The sequence below is a fragment of the Lyngbya sp. CCY1209 genome (assembly GCF_055795065.1).
Genome location: NZ_JAYFER010000503.1, coordinates 1 through 16,469 on the forward strand (window position 1 = coordinate 1; position 16,469 = coordinate 16,469).

Genomic DNA, 16,469 nt, shown 5'->3' on the forward strand with positions numbered 1-16,469 from the left:
TCTCCCCCCTTTCAAAGGGGGGCCGGGGGGGATTCTTTATTCTCCCCCCTTTCAAAGGGGGGCCGGGGGGGATTCTTCATTCTCCCCCCTTACAAAGGGGGGCTGGGGGGGATGGGGGCTGGGGGGGATTTTCAACCCTTAATCATACCATAAACCTCATTCAACTTCGCCTCCACAGCCGGCGGACGGGACGTAAACCGGATGTAAAACTTTCCCTGATCCGCCTTTTTTTCCAAAACTTTTGCATAAATATCTTCGCCAATTTCAGAATCCGAAGACTTGAGATTAATTTTGATATTCGTCAACACGATAGGCTGGGAATCCGTCCCCTCCTCTGCCCCGATTAACGCGCCGCGATCGGAGAGTTTCAACAGCCGCCCGGAAAATAGGTTTTCCCCGACGTGCTTCCCTTCTAAAACCGTGTATTGCAAAGAAATCGGCTGGGATAGCGGATAAAAAATCTCCGCCTCTTTGGGCATAAATAAATTGTACTTTCCGCCGATGCCGGCGACTTCGTAGATGGCGATCGGATGTTTCACACCCTTGGGCTGCACCAACTTTTTACTCTCGATTTCGATCAGATTCTCCCCCGCATCTTGTAACGTTTCTTCCGAAATGATAATTTGTCCCCCCGTCGTATAGGATTCGATCCGGTAAGTGAGATTCACTTGACTGCCGACGACGCCGTATTTCGTGCGTTTTTCCGAACCCAAATTGCCGACGACCACTTCCCCGGTATTAATGCCGATGCCCATTTCCAGCGGCGACAATTCCCAGGCTTGCATCTGTTCGTTGACTTTCACCATCGCCAACTGCATCGCCACCGCACAGGCGATCGCCCGTTCCGCATCATCTTCCCGCAAAGTGGGGGCTCCAAATAAGACCAAAATCCCGTCCCCCATGAACTCGTCAATCGTGCCTTGATAGCTGGTAATCACATCCGCCATATAGGACAAATAAAAGTTAAGAACCTGCACCACTTCTTCAGGGGGGAGGCGCTCAGAAAGAGCCGTAAAACCCCGCAAATCCGAGGTCAAAATCGTGATTCTGCGCCGTTCCCCGCCCATTTTCAAGCCCTCCGGGTGTTCGAGGAGGGTAGCGACAATTTCATTGCTGAGGTAGCGGCCGAACGTCCTGCGAATGTCCGAAGCAGTGCGGGCGACGTAGGCGGTAATGGCGACCACCGAACCCGTCAGCGCGAGGGCGGGTGGGACGACGGGCAGCCACCATCCGCCCACGAAAGCGGCGAAGGTAAATCCCATCAAAATACCGCCGGCGAGGAGGGAAATCATCAATCGTTTGAATAGAAATTTTCGGACTTTTGTGGCATCCCGGAGTCTCCAGGTGAGGGCGGCACCGATACCAGACCACAGGAAAATCCACAGCCATTCGATCGCTTCCGGCGCGGTTTTGATGAGGGGGCGGTCGTCGAGGGCGGCGGCGATAATTTGGCTGACAATATTGGCGTGAATTTCGACACCCGTCATCCGCTGTTTGGGCGAGAGGGTGTAGGGGGTAGAAAAGAGATCTTTCATGCTTTCCCCCACCGAACCGATGAGGATAATGCGATCGCGCCCCCAGTCGGAAGACACCCGCTCTTCAAAAATATCTCGCATGGAAACGATCTCGAAATGTTCCCTCGGCCCCCGATAGTTGAGCAGCACTTGATAGCCGCGATCGTCGGCCCGGATGTAACCCCCATCATTCTCTTCAAAGGGGGTAAAAATCACCTGTCCAAATTTCCACCAATTGTCCGTCCCCTCCACAACTTCAACCTGAAAATCCGGTTCCTCCGCCAGATATTTGAAGGCGAGATGGACGGCAAAACTGTAGACGGTTTCTTCTCCGTTATCCCCCTGAAAATACAGCAGTGCCCGCCGCAGGGTATTGTCCGGATCGACGATCAGATCGTTGGCGCCCACCTGCCCTTTTTCTTTCAGGACGGGGGGCGGCGCGACCTTCTCGAAGGATTCGTCCCCGATCGCCTTTTCGATGCCGATCAAATTGTCGGTATTTTCAAAAATTCTCACCAGTTGGGCGTGTCCGGGCTCAAAGGGCAAATCGCGATAAATATCCAATCCGATCGCCCGGGGTTTCATGGCGATCAGCCGTCGCAGCAACTCGAAATAAACGCCGTCCGGGACGTAACCCTGTTGGATAAATTTGAGGTCTTCTTCGTCGATGCCCACGATCGCGATCCGGTCATCCCGAGGCTGAGGCGGACGCCAGCGCATATATTGGTTGTAAACCGACCACTCCAGGGGTTGCAAAATCCCCGTCAGCCGCAATAAAATCACCGCGATCGCGATCGAAGGCGTGGTGATGACCACGCCCCGCCAATTCCACAGTCGTTGTTTGAAAACCGTCCACATCAGTTAGGATTCGTTATCTTCCGAACTCACGGTTTCCCGAGTTTCAGTTCCACAGCAGGGAGCCATCGGTTCGGAGGCGATGTCTGTCAACTCCACAGATTCCATCAGTTGTTCCCACACTTCCGGATTGGTTTCCCGCAGTTCTAACGCGATCGCCACCGTTTCGGGCCAGATCTGCTTTTCGGCGTACAACTGGGCCCTTTCGAGGGGATCGGTTTCCGCTTCAATTTGGGTTTGGCGTTCGGAGTCGAGTTCCACCCGTTCGATGGCCCCCTGCACCGACTCGTCCGAGGCCCGCTGATTGGGGTCGCACAGCATGGAAAACTGCCAGATGTAGGTTTGGCCCACCTCCAGGGAGACGGTTTCGGGAAGTTCGATTCGCACGATGCCGCCGTCACCGGGAATGGCGAAGGTGTCCACATAGACATCGCCTCCTCGGCTGTCAACCACCGTAAATTCCGCCGTTTTTGCCTCGGTTTTCGGGACGTACAGGAAAAATGTCGGATTGGGGGAGGCGGTCTTTAAGGCATCATATCCGACCGGTAACAGGGCCGTGAGGCGAGATGCACTCTCGCTGCAAGTCGTTTTGGCCGTCCGGAAATCGTCCGACTCTCCCCGGGTGCCGCCGCCGGCCGTCGATTCGGGACTGCCACGATTCGGGCCAGGGGGAAATTCCAGCGCCAATTCCATCGCCGGAACGGACGGACGGGACAATGGCGGGGGTGCCGCGACCGTGGCGAGGGGGGCCGCGATCGCACTGAGAACGCCCAGCCAACATAAAAATTTGACCTTCATCAACGGGATACCTCCATAATGGGTCGAGTCGATCGACTGAGCTCGATCCGATCTTTGCCAACTCAACTCATAACACCTAGTTTAATCTTCTACCGTAAGTTCCGGGAACCGCACCCTATGGACGTTGACTGATGCGATCGCGATCGCGTTCCCGAGATTCCGGGTTTCCAACGGGAAAGTGGACTGACAAAATTCAATCCCAAATTTCTGCCAAACTGACGACAAAACCGGGCAGCACATTTTCCCCGGATAAATGGGTAGGAGAATTTAAAACTTCAACGTCTCGTGTGGGACGATAAATCTCCACCGTCCGGGTTTTCGGATCGAGCAACCAACCCAGACGCAACCCGTTCTCCAAATACTCCCGCATTTTCTCTCGGGTGTCCTGAATTGCATCCGTTTCCGAAACTAATTCAACGGCAAAATCGGGACAGAGGGGTAACAATTTTTTGCGGGTTTTCGGGGGCAATTCATTCCATCTTTCCATTGTAATCCAACTGACATCCGGGGAGCGAGTCGCCCCGTTGGGCAAGCGAAATCCGGTGGAAGAATCGAACCCTTTTCCCAACCGATTTTGACGGTTCCAAATCCCCAACTCGATATAAAGTTCAAAGTTTCTGGAACCCGTTTCTCCCCCCGTCGGCGGCATGATAATCAATTCCCCCTCAGCCGTCAATTCTAACCTCAAATCTTGATTGATGTCCGCCAATTCTTCAAACTGGTCTGGACTAAGTTTCCATGTTTTGGGTAAATTCAGCGTTACGGCCATCGAATCATCCTCTCTGCGAACTATTGGGTTTAATTTAATCCCAAATTTCTGCCAAACTTACGACCAAATCCGGCAACACATCTTCCCCGGATAAATGGGTAGGAGAATTTAAAACTTCAACGTCTCGTGTGGGACGATAAATCTCCACTGTCCGGCTTTTCGGATCGATCAACCAACCCAGACGCAACCCGTTCTCTAAATACTCCCGCATTTTCTCTCTAGTCTCCTGAATTGTATCCGTTTCCGAAACCAATTCGACGGCAAAATCGGGGCAGAGGGGCAACAATTTTTTGCGGGTTTTCGGGGGCAGTTCGTTCCATCTTGCGATCGTAATCCAACTGACATCCGGGGAGCGAGTCGCCCCATTTGGCAAGCGAAATCCGGTGGAAGAATCGAAGGCTTTCCCCAAATAATTTTGGCGATTCCACCACCAAATTTGCCCGTTCAATTCAAAATTTTGATAACCCGTTTCTCCCCCCGTCGGTGGCATGATAATCAATTCCCCCTCAGCCGTCAATTCCAACCTCAAATCTTGATTGATTTGCGCCAATTCTTCAAACTGATCCGGACTGATTTTCCATGTTTTGGGTAAATTCAGCGTTACGGCCATCGAATCATCCTCTCTGCGAACTATCCGGGCAGGTATGGCATCCGAAATAATTGAGCAACTTCTCGCCCCCAAACCCCCAATTCTGGGGGCTTAGAGATTGAGTCACTTCTCGCCCCCAAACCCCCAATTCTGGGGGCTTAGAGTTCGTCAAGTTTGACCGAATTATTTCACATTGCACTATTTGAACTAATTATAGCGAATTCCGGCGGTTTCGAGCCGCGCGATCGCCTGTCGAATCCGGTCGTCTTCCGTTGTCAACGCAATTCTAAAAAAACCCTCTCCCGCCGCGCCGTAGCCGTTTCCCGGGGGGACGACGACACCGCATTTGTCCAGCAGCAACGTCGCAAATTCTTGGGAAGTGTAGGGGGGCGGGACGGGAACCCAAACGTACAGTGTCGCCTTCGGCGGTTCAATCGTCCAGCCCAGCGATCGCAGCCCAGAAACCACCAGATCCCGCCGCTTTTGATAGACTTCATTCGCCGCCCGCCGCTCTGATTCCGGCATCGAAAAAGCCGCGATCGCCGCCCGCTGAATGGCTTTAAATACCCCGGAATCCACGTTTGTTTTCACCTGAGATAACCCGCGAATGCCCATTTCATTTCCCGCCACAAATCCGATCCGCCACCCCGTCATATTGTAGGATTTGGACAGGCTGTGGAACTCGATCGCGATATCTTTCGCCCCCGGAACCTGCAACACGCTCGGCGCCCGATAGCCGTCGTAGGACACCTCCGAATAGGCGTTGTCGTGACAGAGCAAAATGTCGAAGGCTCGACAAAATTCGACCATTTTGGTAAAATCTTCTAAACTGGCGATCGCGCCCGTCGGATTGTTGGGGTAGTTCACCCACAGCAGCTTCGCCCGCCGAGCCACTGGTTCCGGAATCCGTTCCCAATCCGGCAAAAATCCATTTTCTGCCCTCAACGGAATCGGATAGGGTTCGCCCCCGGCAAATAGCGTGGACGTGCGATACACCGGATAGCCCGGATCGGAAATCAAAACGATATCCCCGGGTTCGACAAATGCCAAAGCCGTGTTGTGGATGGCTTCCTTGGAACCGATGGACGAAACCACCTCGGTGTCCGGATTCAACCCCGAAACGCCGAACCGCCCTTCCATCCAGGCGATCGCGGCTTGCCGAAATTCCGGCAGTCCCCGGTAGGGCGGGTAATTGTGGTTGGACGGATCGGCGATCGCCTCGTGCATCGCCTGCAGGATGCGATCGGGCGTCGGTTGGTCCGGATCGCCGACCCCGATGTTGATAATATCCGCCCCTTTGGCGATCAATTCCAGGCGTTTCCGGTCAATTTCGGCAAAAAGGTAAGGGGGGATTTTTTCCAGACGTTTGGCAAACTGCATTCTCAGTTACAGAACTTGATTGGGCGTGGGCTTGAAGATTATATCAAAACACCAGGTAGCGTTGAGTGAATTGCGTTCAGAACTTAATCAAAAACTCCGGGATTTTCGTAGATCGCCCAATCAAAAAGTCTCGTGAAAAGATATCTCAAAAAATTGCAGTCAATAAATCGTCGCGTTTTGGATTCAATTCCAACCCAATTTTGCCACAGTTAACCTGTCGCCCGCATCAACTTGCCCGTCCAGTTATGAACTGGGAATCAGTCGAATCCGTCCGGCATCCATTTCGTCCATCAACAATTCTAACGCTTCGTAATCCACATCTGAAATGTAACCCAGCCGAGCCAATTCAGAATTGATTCCGTTTTCAATTTCGGGCGTGAGGCATCTAAAGTAAAGGGCTTTGGATACCAATTGTCGGATCGCATTGGTCGCTGCCATGAGTAGTCAAGGAACTCAACTTATGTTAATTCTCCACTGAATGCCAGTTCTGACTGGTGATCTCAAATACAAATTTCAAGTGATCTCGATCGCATTTTTGCCCTCATCGGAGGCATCCGATCTCAAACCGAACAAACCCAACCCGTCCCCCCATTATGGGAGGCGGGGGGATGAGGAGCCACCTCAATTGACCAGCCTACAAGAGAATTTTTTCTGTATTTTCTTATACAAATAAAATTATCTCATCCCGAGGACAACTCGACTCGGTAAGTTAATAAAAATTTAACCTTCTCTTCGGTCGCGAGATCTGGAATGGGGGTGCGGGGATTGTGGGGGCACAAGGCTGGCCCCCCAAGCCCGAGATTTAATAACAATCGGCAGTGAGCTTTGGGCAATCGGCAAAGCTTAAGAGTCCATGATTGGGAGGTTTTGGGATTTTCAAATATTCCGGGCGTCCACGGCCTCTTCACCCCCCGACTTCCCCGGTTCTCACAGCCTTTTTAAAAAGCCCAAAAAATCGACAAAAAAGGCGATCATAATGATCGTCGGTCGGGTCGGATCAAGTCCCGAATTTCCGGCCCGTTTTGGCGGGCGATCGCGACCGAAAAAATCGAGCGATCGATTCCATTTTCTCTTCCCAACCCGACCGCGATCGCCCCATTCCGATATACCCGAGCCGTAAATGTGCTAAATTCAGAGACAGACTCGGTGGGGTGCGGTATCCCATCAAATGCAGCCTGGGACGGTAGATTCCCGGTGCGATTTCGTGAGCATCCCCGACGACCGAGAACAGAAGATTGAGCCGATTTTGCAGGTCAAGTCAGCCGACATGACGGAATTATTGGAGGAAAGATCGAACGTGGCAGTCGCAATTGAAACGTTAATCACGCCCGACATCAACCAACCCGCCCGCTATTTGGGCAACGAATTGGGTGCCCAACACAAACCCTGGGAATCCGCCCGCGTCCGCTGGGCGCTCACCTACCCCGAAATTTACGAAGTGGGGGCATCCAATTTGGGACATTTCATTCTTTACAATATCATCAACGCCGGGCCCCGACAGCTCTGCGATCGCGCCTACCTCCCCGCCCCCGACCTGAGCGAAAAGCTGCGGTCCACCGGCATCCCCCTGTTCGCCGTCGAATCCCGCCGCCCCCTGACCGAATTCGACATCCTCGGCTTCAGCCTCAGCTACGAACTCGGGGCCACCAATATTTTAGAAATGCTGGATTTGGCGGGAATTCCCCTCACCTGGCGCGATCGCCAACCAGCCGAGAACAAATGGCCCCTGATCTTCGCCGGCGGCCAAACCGCCACCTCCAACCCCGAACCCTACGCCGACTTTTTCGACTTCATCGCCCTCGGGGACGGCGAAGAACTGCTCCCCGAAATCGGGTTAATTCTCGAAGAGGGGAAAGTCGCCGGATTGAGTCGGGAAGAATTGCTCTTAGATTTAGCCCAAATTCCCGGCGTCTACGTCCCCCGATTTTACAACATGGCCCCGGACGGGTCCGTGCACCCCAACCGCCCCGACGTCCCCAAAACCATCCTGCGGCGCGTCGCCACCCCCATGCCAGCCTATTCCATCGGGGTCGTCCCCTACGTCCAGACGGTCCACGATCGCCTCACCGTGGAAGTCAGGCGGGGCTGCACCCGGGGCTGCCGCTTCTGTCAGCCGGGGATGCTGACCCGGCCAGCCCGGGACGTGGAACCGGAGGCGATCGTGGAAACCATCGAAAGGGGAATGAAAGAAACCGGATACAACGAATTTTCCCTGCTGTCCCTGAGTTGTTCCGACTACCTGGCCCTGCCGGCGGTGGGGATGGAAATCAAAAATCGCCTGCGGGAGAGCAACATCACCCTGTCCCTCCCCAGCCAGCGGGTCGATCGCTTCGACGAAAATATCGCCAACATCATCGGCGGCATCCGCACCAGCAGCCTCACCTTCGCCCCGGAAGCCGGAACCCAGCGGATGCGGGACGTGGTCAATAAAGGCCTCACCAACGAAGAACTGCTGCGGGGGGTGAAAACCGCCTTCGAGCAAGGTTGGGATAAGGTGAAACTCTATTTCATGATCGGACTGCCGGGGGAAACCGACGCAGACGTCATCGGCATCGCGGAAACCGTGCGGTGGCTGCAGCGGCAATGTCAGGCGTCGGGACGCAAACGCCTGAACGTGAATTTGACCATCTCCAACTTCACCCCCAAACCCCACACCCCCTTTCAGTGGCACTCCGTCTCGACGACGGAATTTGAGCGAAAACAGGAGTTGCTGCGGGGCGAATTTCGGCGGATGAAGGGCGTGAAAGTCAATTTCACCGATTTCCGAATTTCCGCAATGGAGGATTTTGTCGGCCGGGGCGATCGCCGTCTGGGGCCGGTGGTGCGCCGCGCCTGGGAATTGGGCGCCGGCATGGACGCCTGGTGGGAGAGTCTGGATCGGGCCTTCGGTGCTTGGGCGCAGGCGATCGAGGAGTCCGGGTTGAGTTGGAAATATCGCCAGGTGGAAGCCGGGGAATGGAACGTGATGGACCGTCCCGCAGAGGGGGAAGCAGCCACCCAGGCGCTTCTAGACCAACCCCTGCCCTGGGATCACATCAACACCGGCATCGATAAAAATTGGCTCAAAGAGGACTTGCAGAAGGCTTTGGAAGCCGCGACGGTTCCCGACTGTTCCTTCGATGCCTGTTCCCACTGCGGGGTGTGCGGGCCGGATCTGGGCCACAATATCGCGATCGCGCCCCTCCCCATCCCCGAATTTGCCGGCCACTTCACCCCCCCCTCCCACCGGGTGCAGCGGCTGCGGGTGTGGTTCGGCAAGCTGGGGGAACTGGCGTTATTGGGACACCTGGATTTGATGAAAGCCTTCGATCGCGCCGTCCGCCGTGCGGATTTGCCCATTTCCTTTACCGGGGGATACCACCCCAAACCCCGCATTTCCCCCGCCAACGCCCTGCCCTTGGGAACCACCAGCAGCGGGGAAATCGCCGATTTCGACATGGCCGAGGCGATCGATATCGACATCTTTCGGCAAAAATTGGCCGCCTGCCTGCCGGAAGAGTTGCCCATCTACCGGGTGGAGGCGGTGGACGTGAAGTCCCCCTCGGTGTCCCAAGTGTTGGACCGGGCCGAGTATGTCATCGGCGCGGCGGTCAACGGCGGTCCGGCGACCCGCGAGGACTGGGAAACCTGGGTGCGGCAGGTGTTGGAGCAAACCGAAATCCTCTGGGAGAAAACGACCAAATCCGGCAAGATTCGCACGATCAACCTGCGGGAACAGTTGTTGACGTTGGAAGTCATTTCGGCGGACACCGCAGGCGGGGCGACGCTGCGTTATGTGGGGACCTGCCGCAACGACGGGACGCAACTGCGGCCGGAACAGGCGATCGATATGATCGAACGGGCCGGCGATCGCGAATTGCAACTGAGTTCGATCCACCGACAAAACCTGTGGCTGGGGGAATAATGGATAATTGATCATGGATAATTGATAATTATCGATTCATGGGGCCCGAGTCAATTCGGGTGTAGGGTGTAGGGTGTAGGGGTTTCTCCCTCTGCCTCCTGAGCTCCCTGAGCTCAGGGAGCCCCTCCGCCTCCTGAGCCCCTCCGCCCTAAATTGCCGATCGCAGTTTGTCTTTGCGGGGATGTTATTATAGAATTTAACATCAAAGCAACTTGAGCTTGAGCGTCCTCAGCTAAAGTTGCTCGGGCGTTGCCGACAGTCACTTGACTGGCACCGACAAGCCCGGCCGGGGAAATGTTGCAGAGCAAAGATAACCGTCCGACTCAGATCGTCGTAATGCCCTGCTTGACCCTGGGGGTCTCGGCGATAGTGAAGCAGTTCCCGTGACTGAACTCGTGAGGGTCTTTCATTGACCGGAGGTCGAGGTTCGGAACACCCAAAAACCCGGGCGGGGTGAATTGCGGGATTGACTGGAAATCGGCGTTTTCTTGAGAGAATTTTGATTCTCGCCTCATGTCTGCAGTGGAGTCCATTGCGGACATCAAACAAATGGCCTGCAGAGGCGTTCTGACCGGAGACGGAGCGGTTTGTCCGAGCCGTCGAGGCGTGAGCCGGTGAAGCAGGACTTTCCAACCCCATCGAACCCGGGCTCGAAGGGTTGTCAAGGGTGGCGGGTCGATTTTGGAATCCCAACTTCGGGAACTTTAAATTGTGCCTGGGAATGCAATTGGCTTGTTCCGAATTGATTTTTGTCCGGCTCCAACTTCCAGAAAAATTTGGAATTTTCCCGATTTTAGATGGGGAAACGATCGGGTTCTCAGCAAGTCGAACCGGCAGTTGAGGCTTTGAACCGACGTGAGAGCCACCGCTGCGTGCACCCGTTCGATTTCTAACCGGATTGGTGCAAAAAATCCCAGAGGCGACGGGCTTTCGGCGGATCAACGCGATCGCCAGATCGTCCGGGTCGGGGAAATTCGCCGACCGCCCGCAGTTCGACAGCCGTCTGTGCCAGCACGATTCATTTTCTCGCCGGACATCAAATTCTTTCCCAATGGAAATGTTTGTGGTGATCGGCAGATGGGATAGTCGAATTTTAGCGATCGTCAAATCATTCAGAATCGAAAACACGGATTCAAACAACGGCAGGAGATCGCAAAATTCGCAAATTCTCGGTTCGGGTTTTCACGACAACTTGAACGCGGTGTTGGAACGGGTCATCTTGTTGATACGGTCTGACCGATTGAGTCGGCAAATCCCAAGCCGTCCTCCACGGCTCGGACATCAAAATTATGGCAACAATAGAAATTTTGGAATCCGGTGCCAGAGCGGGCGATATTGTCCGAAGGAAACTGACGTCAAAGTTGGGTGGAATGGGAGCCGAAACTCGGTTTCCGGACGCCCGATTCAGAAGTTGGCGATGGTGGTAAAAGCGGGAAAGCAAACCGTCCGTACTGGGAAAACCGGATCGTCCCGAGTTGCGGTCAACCTGTTTTCTAAAATTCAGACCGAATTCCGGACGCCAGCAAACCGACGATCGATTCTAGTCAACATCAGAGGTACACGCAGCGTAGCTGCCTCAAGTGTTGCAAAGTTTTGAGGAAATTCAATGTCAAAGCAAATCATTATTGCCGAGCAGCATCGGATCGCTGCCGTTTTTTCAGAAGATCAAATTCAAGAACTGGTTGTCGCGACCGGAAATCACCAGGTCAGCGATATTTATCTGGGAATCGTCGAAAACGTCCTTCCGGGGATCGACGCGGCCTTCGTCAACATCGGCGACCCGGAACGGAACGGATTCATCCATGTTTCCGACCTCGGCCCCCTGCGGTTGAAGCGGTCTTCCGGTTCCATCACCGAACTGCTGATGCCGCAGCAAAAAGTGCTCGTCCAGATCATGAAAGAACCCACGGGCACCAAAGGGCCGCGGCTGACCGGAAACATCACCCTCCCCGGGCGCTACCTGGTGTTGATGCCCTACGGCCGGGGGGTGAACCTCTCCCGCCGCATCCGCTCCGAAAGTGAGCGCAACCGCCTCCGGGCCCTGGCGATTTTGATCAAACCGTCGGGGATGGGCCTGTTGGTCCGCACGGAAGCGGAGGGGATGGCGGAAGACGCCATTTTGGAAGACCTGGAAACCCTGCAGAAACAGTGGGAGGAAATCCAGCAGGAGGCCAATTCCACCCGGCCCCCGGCTCTGCTCAACCGCGACAACGACTTCATCCAGCGGGTGCTGCGGGATATGTACAGCACCGAAGTCAACCGCATCGTCGTGGACTCCGGGGATGGCGTGAAGCGGGTCAAACAGCACCTGATCAACTGGAGCGTCGGGAACAACCGCCAGGGGATTTTGATCGACCACCACCGGGAGCGCATCCCGATTTTGGAGTATTTCCGGGTGAATGCGGCGGTCCGGGAGGCCCTGCGGCCGAGGGTGGATCTGCCCTCGGGGGGGTACATTATCATCGAACCGACGGAAGCGTTGACCGTGATCGACGTCAACTCCGGTTCGTTTACGCGATCGGCCACCTCCCGGGAAACGGTGCTGTGGACGAACTGTGAAGCCGCCACGGAAATCGCCCGTCAACTGCGGCTACGGAATATTGCCGGGGTGATCATCGTCGATTTTATCGACATGGACTCCCGCCGCGACCAACTGCAGGTTCTCGAACATTTTAATAAGGTGCTCAAGGCGGACAAGGCGCGGCCCCAGATCGCCCAACTGTCGGAGTTGGGGTTGGTGGAGTTGACCCGGAAACGCCAAGGTCAAAATATTTACGAACTCTTCGGCCGCAACTGTCCCACCTGTAGCGGGTTGGGGCACCTGGTCCAACTGCCGGGAGAGTCGGAAGCGGAGGCGGGAGAGGTGCCGGAACGGGTGGTGATCGGCCCCAAAACGGTCGTGCCTTCGCCTTCTCCCTCCCTCGACGGGGGCGCCCGCATTGCCCCGCCCCAGGACAGCCGCATCCCGAAACCGGCGGAACCGGCTTACCGGGAGGAAAGCGAGGGGGCGACCGCCGAGATGGAGTCGGGCGGGACGTTTCCGGAATTGGAATTGCTCAACCATCCCAGCTATCAGGATATCGGGGGTGGTAGCAACATCCGCCGCCGACGCCGTCGCCGGATCGGGGATATGGAACCGCTGGTCCGGGATGAGGAGTCTCCCCGGGCAAGTCTGCGGGTGAACTCGGGCGGCGGATACAACGAGACGCGATCGGAGGCGGGGACTTCCGAAACCGGGCCGAGCCGTCCCGGTTTGGCCGAACGGGTGCGATCGCCCAAGTCGGAAACGATGAAGCCGGTGCCGGAACCCCAAGAAGTGGTGGCGGTGGAGATGACCGGAGACGAGCAGGATGTGTATGCTCTGATGGGAATTTCGCCGCTGCTGCTGTCGAATCAGCCGGTGAAGAGTGCCAGAAATGCGATCGTGACGGTTCGTATGCCGGGGGAAACGCCCAAACCGCTCTCGACCATTTTGGAAGAGGAGCAGGAAACGGTAGAAGAAGCGACCCCCGCCCCCGTCCCGGCCGCCGCGACTTCCGCCGCCGCGATCGCCGCACCGGAGGCTGAACCGGAACCGGAGGCCGAACCCGTCGAGGATCTCTCCCCGGATTTCGAGGATGAGGAAGACGCGGAGGAAATGGAAGAGTCCGAACTGTCCTCGAATGGGGACGATGAGGCCGATCTGGACGACTCGGAGGAAGACGCGGAGGACGAAGGGCGGACTCCTATCGTCCGGCGCCGTCGCCGTCGGTCTTCCGCCGTTTCGGAGTGATGGACACTCGGGCGTCAAATCTCCCCCCCACCGCCGATCCCCAGATTTTCGTCGCCGGGGTGGACGAGGTGGGGCGGGGGGCGTTATTCGGCCCGGTGGTGGCCGCCGCCGTCATCCTGTCGGATGGGGCGGCGGCGGAACTGGCCGCCGCAGGGGTGCGGGACAGCAAAAAATTGGGGGTCCGCGATCGCGATCGGCTGGCCGGCCTGATCCGGGCGAAGGCGGTGGACTGCAAAATCGGCTGGGCCCGAGCCCGGGAAATCGACCGCCTGAATATCCTGCAAGGAACCCTGCTGGCAATGCGGCGGTCGGTCCTCAAACTCGACCCGACCCCTCACCGCTGCCTGGTGGACGGCAACCGGCTCATCCCGGAACTCCGCATCCCCCAGGAGGCGATCGTGGGGGGAGACGGCTACCATACCGCGATCGCCGCGGCGAGTATCGTGGCGAAAGTGTGGCGGGATGCCCTCATCGTCCGCCTCGATCGCATCTACCCCCAATACGACCTGGCCCGAAATAAAGGCTACGGCACGAAACGGCACCGGGAAGCCCTGCAAACCTACGGTCCGAGCTTCCACCACCGGATGTCCTTTGCCCCCTGTCAGCTATCTTTGCCCCTCGGAATCTAGGGTGTAGGGTGTAGGGTGTAGGGTGTAGGGAATTAATCCCTTTTCACTTTTCACTTTTCACTTTTCACTTTTCACTTTCCCCAGGCTCGGCGCCATATTAAACTGTTTGTTCGCCGACGGGTTGGGTCTGTTCGGCGACTTGCGCCTCGGACTGTTCGGAGGCCCAGCGGCGGTAGTCGGAGAGGAGGTTGTGCATCAACCGCTGTTTGATCGTCATCAGGACGCTTTTGAGCAGGCCGTTACCCGTGGTTTCCAGGATGGGTTTGGGGGTGAATCCGATCGGGGGCGGGACTTCCACCAGTACCTCCAAATCGGCCTTCCCCCTCAGACGGGTCACGCCGTCGAGCGTGTAGGGGGCTAATCTCCCCGCCAGGTTCAGCGAAAAGCGCCGGTTGATGTATTCGACCCCGCGAATTTCGCACTCGAGCGATCGCAATCTCACCGTCCCGTTGGCGAGGGCCGATACTTTCATGTCCACCGTGGGCTGAATGGTCAGGCTCATGAACGACAGGGGGCGCATTTTCAGCCGAAAACAGTCCGCGTCCAACTGTTCGAGCCGGGACGAGTCGGCCAGGGCATTCACCAAGCGTCTGGGCTGGCGGAGGTAGTGCTGGATGGGAATTTTTTGGTCGGGTACGACAATTTCGACAGATTGAGACGCCGTGAATCGAGATAACATAAGAAACGAAAAAAATCAACAGTTCTTAAACTAGGTTAACAAAAATTAACCATTTCTCGTGCGATCGGGGGCGACCCCGGGCATTTTATTCCCTCTGACGGGTCAATCGGGTGGATAATTGTTCCATGATACTGGCCGCTCTCCTGAGAATCATGTAAAGAATTGCAACGGGAGGGGGCGGAGATGAACTCAATTCGACGTCACTCAATTTCCGATATGACAACTTCGATCGCCCACTTGGGACCGCCGGGAACCTACGCCGAGGCGGCAGCTCTGGTTTACGCCGACCATTTGACCCGGACGGCGGGGACTCAACCCCTGCTGTGCCCCTACCCGAGCATCACCCAAACGTTGCAGGCTGTGGCGCGGGGGGACGTGAATTTGGGGGTGGTCCCGGTGGAAAATTCCATCGAGGGCAGTGTGACAATGACCCTCGATACCCTGTGGCAGTTGGACGCGATCCGCATTCAGCAGGCCCTCGTGTTACCCATTTCCCACGCCTTTCTGTCTCGGGCTCAAAAATTGCCGGAAATTCGGACGGTGTATTCCCACCCCCAGGCGTTGGCGCAGTGTCAGGGTTGGCTGGACAAGTTTCTGCCGGACGCCCAGGCCATCGCGACCAATTCCACCACCGAGGCGCTCCAACACCTTCACGAACCCAGCGCCGGGGCGATCGCATCCCGGCGGGCCGCCGAACTGTACGAATTGCCGATTTTGGCCCACCCCATCAACGACTACCCGGACAACTGCACGCGGTTTTGGGTGGTGAGTTTGCAACCGCTGCACGGGGGAAATCACACCTCCCTGGCCTTCGGCGTCCCGGCGAACGTGCCGGGAGCCTTGGTGAAGCCGTTGCAGGTGTTCGCCAAGCGCGGCATCAATTTGAGCCGGATCGAATCCCGTCCCACGAAGCGATCGCTGGGGGATTATCTCTTTTTTATCGATATCGAGGCGGACACGGATGACGAGTCGGTGCGATCGGCTCTGGAGGAATTGAAAACCCACACCGAAACCCTCAAAATTTTCGGCAGTTATACCATTTTGGAGCGATAATATCCCGAAATAATGGGAAAAAAACTGTAGCGGGTCAATATCAAAATTTGATGGAGCCGGAGTTGGCGGAATGGATTATAGGTTCGGCGGCATTCCGAATTTGCCGGATTTGACGCACCCGGAAGAGTTGATGGCATTCGGCTCGAATGCGGTCAAGTTGGGTTTGATATTCGCGATCGCCATTTTGGCACTCTTAATCGCCCTGGCACTTTTAACCTGGTCGGGTCAGAAAATGGGAGTCCAACTGAAATCCTATTGGATTTGGGTACAACGGTTTCCCCATATAATTTTGATTATCGCAATTTTGACGGGGGGATTTTTTCTCTCCTCGACCCTGGCGAATCGATACCACCATTGGGAACAGCAAAAAATAGCCGAAATTGCCACCCAGGTGTCCGGGGAGCGACTCGAACAGGTGGCGCCGCGGGTTCGCTACCAGGTGGAAGAAACTTACGAGAGAAGGACGAGAGTTTGAAAGCCACGTCTTTTTAAAGCGTGGATGAAAAACGAACGGCGACTTCAGTCGC

12 protein-coding genes are annotated in these 16,469 nt (G+C 56.0%); 5 read left to right on the forward strand and 7 right to left on the reverse strand.

The window, feature by feature from the left end; all coding sequences use genetic code 11:
- Positions 1 to 131 precede the first annotated feature (131 nt).
- From AC0QHF_RS16290 to AC0QHF_RS16315, 6 genes are all read right to left on the reverse strand, one after another.
- A complete protein-coding gene (locus AC0QHF_RS16290; RefSeq protein ID WP_324705286.1) occupies positions 132 to 2,372 on the reverse strand; it encodes a CHASE2 domain-containing protein in 2,241 nt (746 codons plus the stop codon).
- 3 nt (positions 2,373 to 2,375) lie between these two features.
- The gene (locus tag AC0QHF_RS16295) at positions 2,376 to 3,167 is read right to left on the reverse strand and encodes a DUF928 domain-containing protein (RefSeq protein WP_324705287.1); all 792 of its coding nucleotides are present in this window, start codon (positions 3,165 to 3,167) and stop codon (positions 2,376 to 2,378) included.
- A gap of 193 nt (positions 3,168 to 3,360) precedes the next feature.
- Complete coding sequence (locus tag AC0QHF_RS16300; RefSeq protein ID WP_324705288.1) at positions 3,361 to 3,936, reverse strand: Uma2 family endonuclease; 576 nt, start codon at positions 3,934 to 3,936, stop codon at positions 3,361 to 3,363.
- A 34-nt stretch (positions 3,937 to 3,970) separates the two neighbouring features.
- Positions 3,971 to 4,546 (reverse strand): Uma2 family endonuclease, encoded by a 576-nt coding sequence (locus tag AC0QHF_RS16305; protein WP_324705289.1) that lies wholly within the window; start codon positions 4,544 to 4,546, stop codon positions 3,971 to 3,973.
- Positions 4,547 to 4,732: 186 nt separating this feature from the next.
- Positions 4,733 to 5,905, reverse strand: coding sequence for a pyridoxal phosphate-dependent aminotransferase (locus AC0QHF_RS16310; RefSeq protein ID WP_324705290.1), 1,173 nt, complete (start codon positions 5,903 to 5,905; stop codon positions 4,733 to 4,735).
- Positions 5,906 to 6,148: 243 nt separating this feature from the next.
- Positions 6,149 to 6,343, reverse strand: coding sequence for a hypothetical protein (locus AC0QHF_RS16315; RefSeq protein ID WP_324705291.1), 195 nt, complete (start codon positions 6,341 to 6,343; stop codon positions 6,149 to 6,151).
- An 859-nt stretch (positions 6,344 to 7,202) separates the two neighbouring features.
- Between AC0QHF_RS16315 and AC0QHF_RS16320 the strand changes: the two genes are divergently transcribed.
- From AC0QHF_RS16320 to AC0QHF_RS16330, 3 genes are all read left to right on the forward strand, one after another.
- Positions 7,203 to 9,809 (forward strand): TIGR03960 family B12-binding radical SAM protein, encoded by a 2,607-nt coding sequence (locus AC0QHF_RS16320; protein ID WP_324705292.1) that lies wholly within the window; start codon positions 7,203 to 7,205, stop codon positions 9,807 to 9,809.
- Between the two features lie 1,606 nt (positions 9,810 to 11,415).
- Entirely contained in the window at positions 11,416 to 13,581 is a 2,166-nt protein-coding gene (rne, locus tag AC0QHF_RS16325) for a ribonuclease E (protein WP_324705293.1), read from the forward strand.
- Positions 13,581 to 14,210 carry a ribonuclease HII gene (locus tag AC0QHF_RS16330; RefSeq protein WP_324705297.1) on the forward strand — a complete coding sequence of 210 codons (630 nt, stop codon included), beginning with the start codon at positions 13,581 to 13,583 and terminating at the stop codon, positions 14,208 to 14,210. Before rne ends, AC0QHF_RS16330 begins: the two co-directional genes overlap by 1 nt.
- 97 nt (positions 14,211 to 14,307) lie before the next feature.
- On the opposite strand, the gene AC0QHF_RS16335 is transcribed toward AC0QHF_RS16330, so the two are convergent.
- Positions 14,308 to 14,889, reverse strand: a complete 582-nt coding sequence (locus tag AC0QHF_RS16335; protein WP_324705294.1) for a DUF1997 domain-containing protein — start codon at positions 14,887 to 14,889, stop codon at positions 14,308 to 14,310.
- A gap of 216 nt (positions 14,890 to 15,105) precedes the next feature.
- On the opposite strand from AC0QHF_RS16335, the gene pheA reads away from it, so the two are divergent.
- On the forward strand, positions 15,106 to 15,942 hold the full coding sequence (gene pheA, locus AC0QHF_RS16340) for a prephenate dehydratase (RefSeq protein WP_324705295.1): 837 nt from the start codon (positions 15,106 to 15,108) through the stop codon (positions 15,940 to 15,942).
- A gap of 70 nt (positions 15,943 to 16,012) precedes the next feature.
- On the forward strand, positions 16,013 to 16,417 hold the full coding sequence (locus tag AC0QHF_RS16345; protein ID WP_324705296.1) for a hypothetical protein: 405 nt from the start codon (positions 16,013 to 16,015) through the stop codon (positions 16,415 to 16,417).
- Positions 16,418 to 16,469 lie beyond the last annotated feature (52 nt).

Bases quoted from the DNA above. Each gene is read 5' to 3' on its own strand.
- AC0QHF_RS16290 (WP_324705286.1), bottom strand. From the start codon at position 2,372: ATGTGGACGGTTTTCAAACAACGACTGTGGAATTGGCGGGGCGTGGTC.
- AC0QHF_RS16295 (WP_324705287.1), bottom strand. From the start codon at position 3,167: ATGAAGGTCAAATTTTTATGTTGGCTGGGCGTTCTCAGTGCGATCGCG.
- AC0QHF_RS16300 (WP_324705288.1), bottom strand. From the start codon at position 3,936: ATGGCCGTAACGCTGAATTTACCCAAAACATGGAAACTTAGTCCAGAC.
- AC0QHF_RS16305 (WP_324705289.1), bottom strand. From the start codon at position 4,546: ATGGCCGTAACGCTGAATTTACCCAAAACATGGAAAATCAGTCCGGAT.
- AC0QHF_RS16310 (WP_324705290.1), bottom strand. From the start codon at position 5,905: ATGCAGTTTGCCAAACGTCTGGAAAAAATCCCCCCTTACCTTTTTGCC.
- AC0QHF_RS16315 (WP_324705291.1), bottom strand. From the start codon at position 6,343: ATGGCAGCGACCAATGCGATCCGACAATTGGTATCCAAAGCCCTTTAC.
- rne (WP_324705293.1), top strand. From the start codon at position 11,416: ATGTCAAAGCAAATCATTATTGCCGAGCAGCATCGGATCGCTGCCGTT.
- AC0QHF_RS16330 (WP_324705297.1), top strand. From the start codon at position 13,581: ATGGACACTCGGGCGTCAAATCTCCCCCCCACCGCCGATCCCCAGATT.
- AC0QHF_RS16335 (WP_324705294.1), bottom strand. From the start codon at position 14,889: ATGTTATCTCGATTCACGGCGTCTCAATCTGTCGAAATTGTCGTACCC.
- pheA (WP_324705295.1), top strand. From the start codon at position 15,106: ATGACAACTTCGATCGCCCACTTGGGACCGCCGGGAACCTACGCCGAG.
- AC0QHF_RS16345 (WP_324705296.1), top strand. From the start codon at position 16,013: ATGGATTATAGGTTCGGCGGCATTCCGAATTTGCCGGATTTGACGCAC.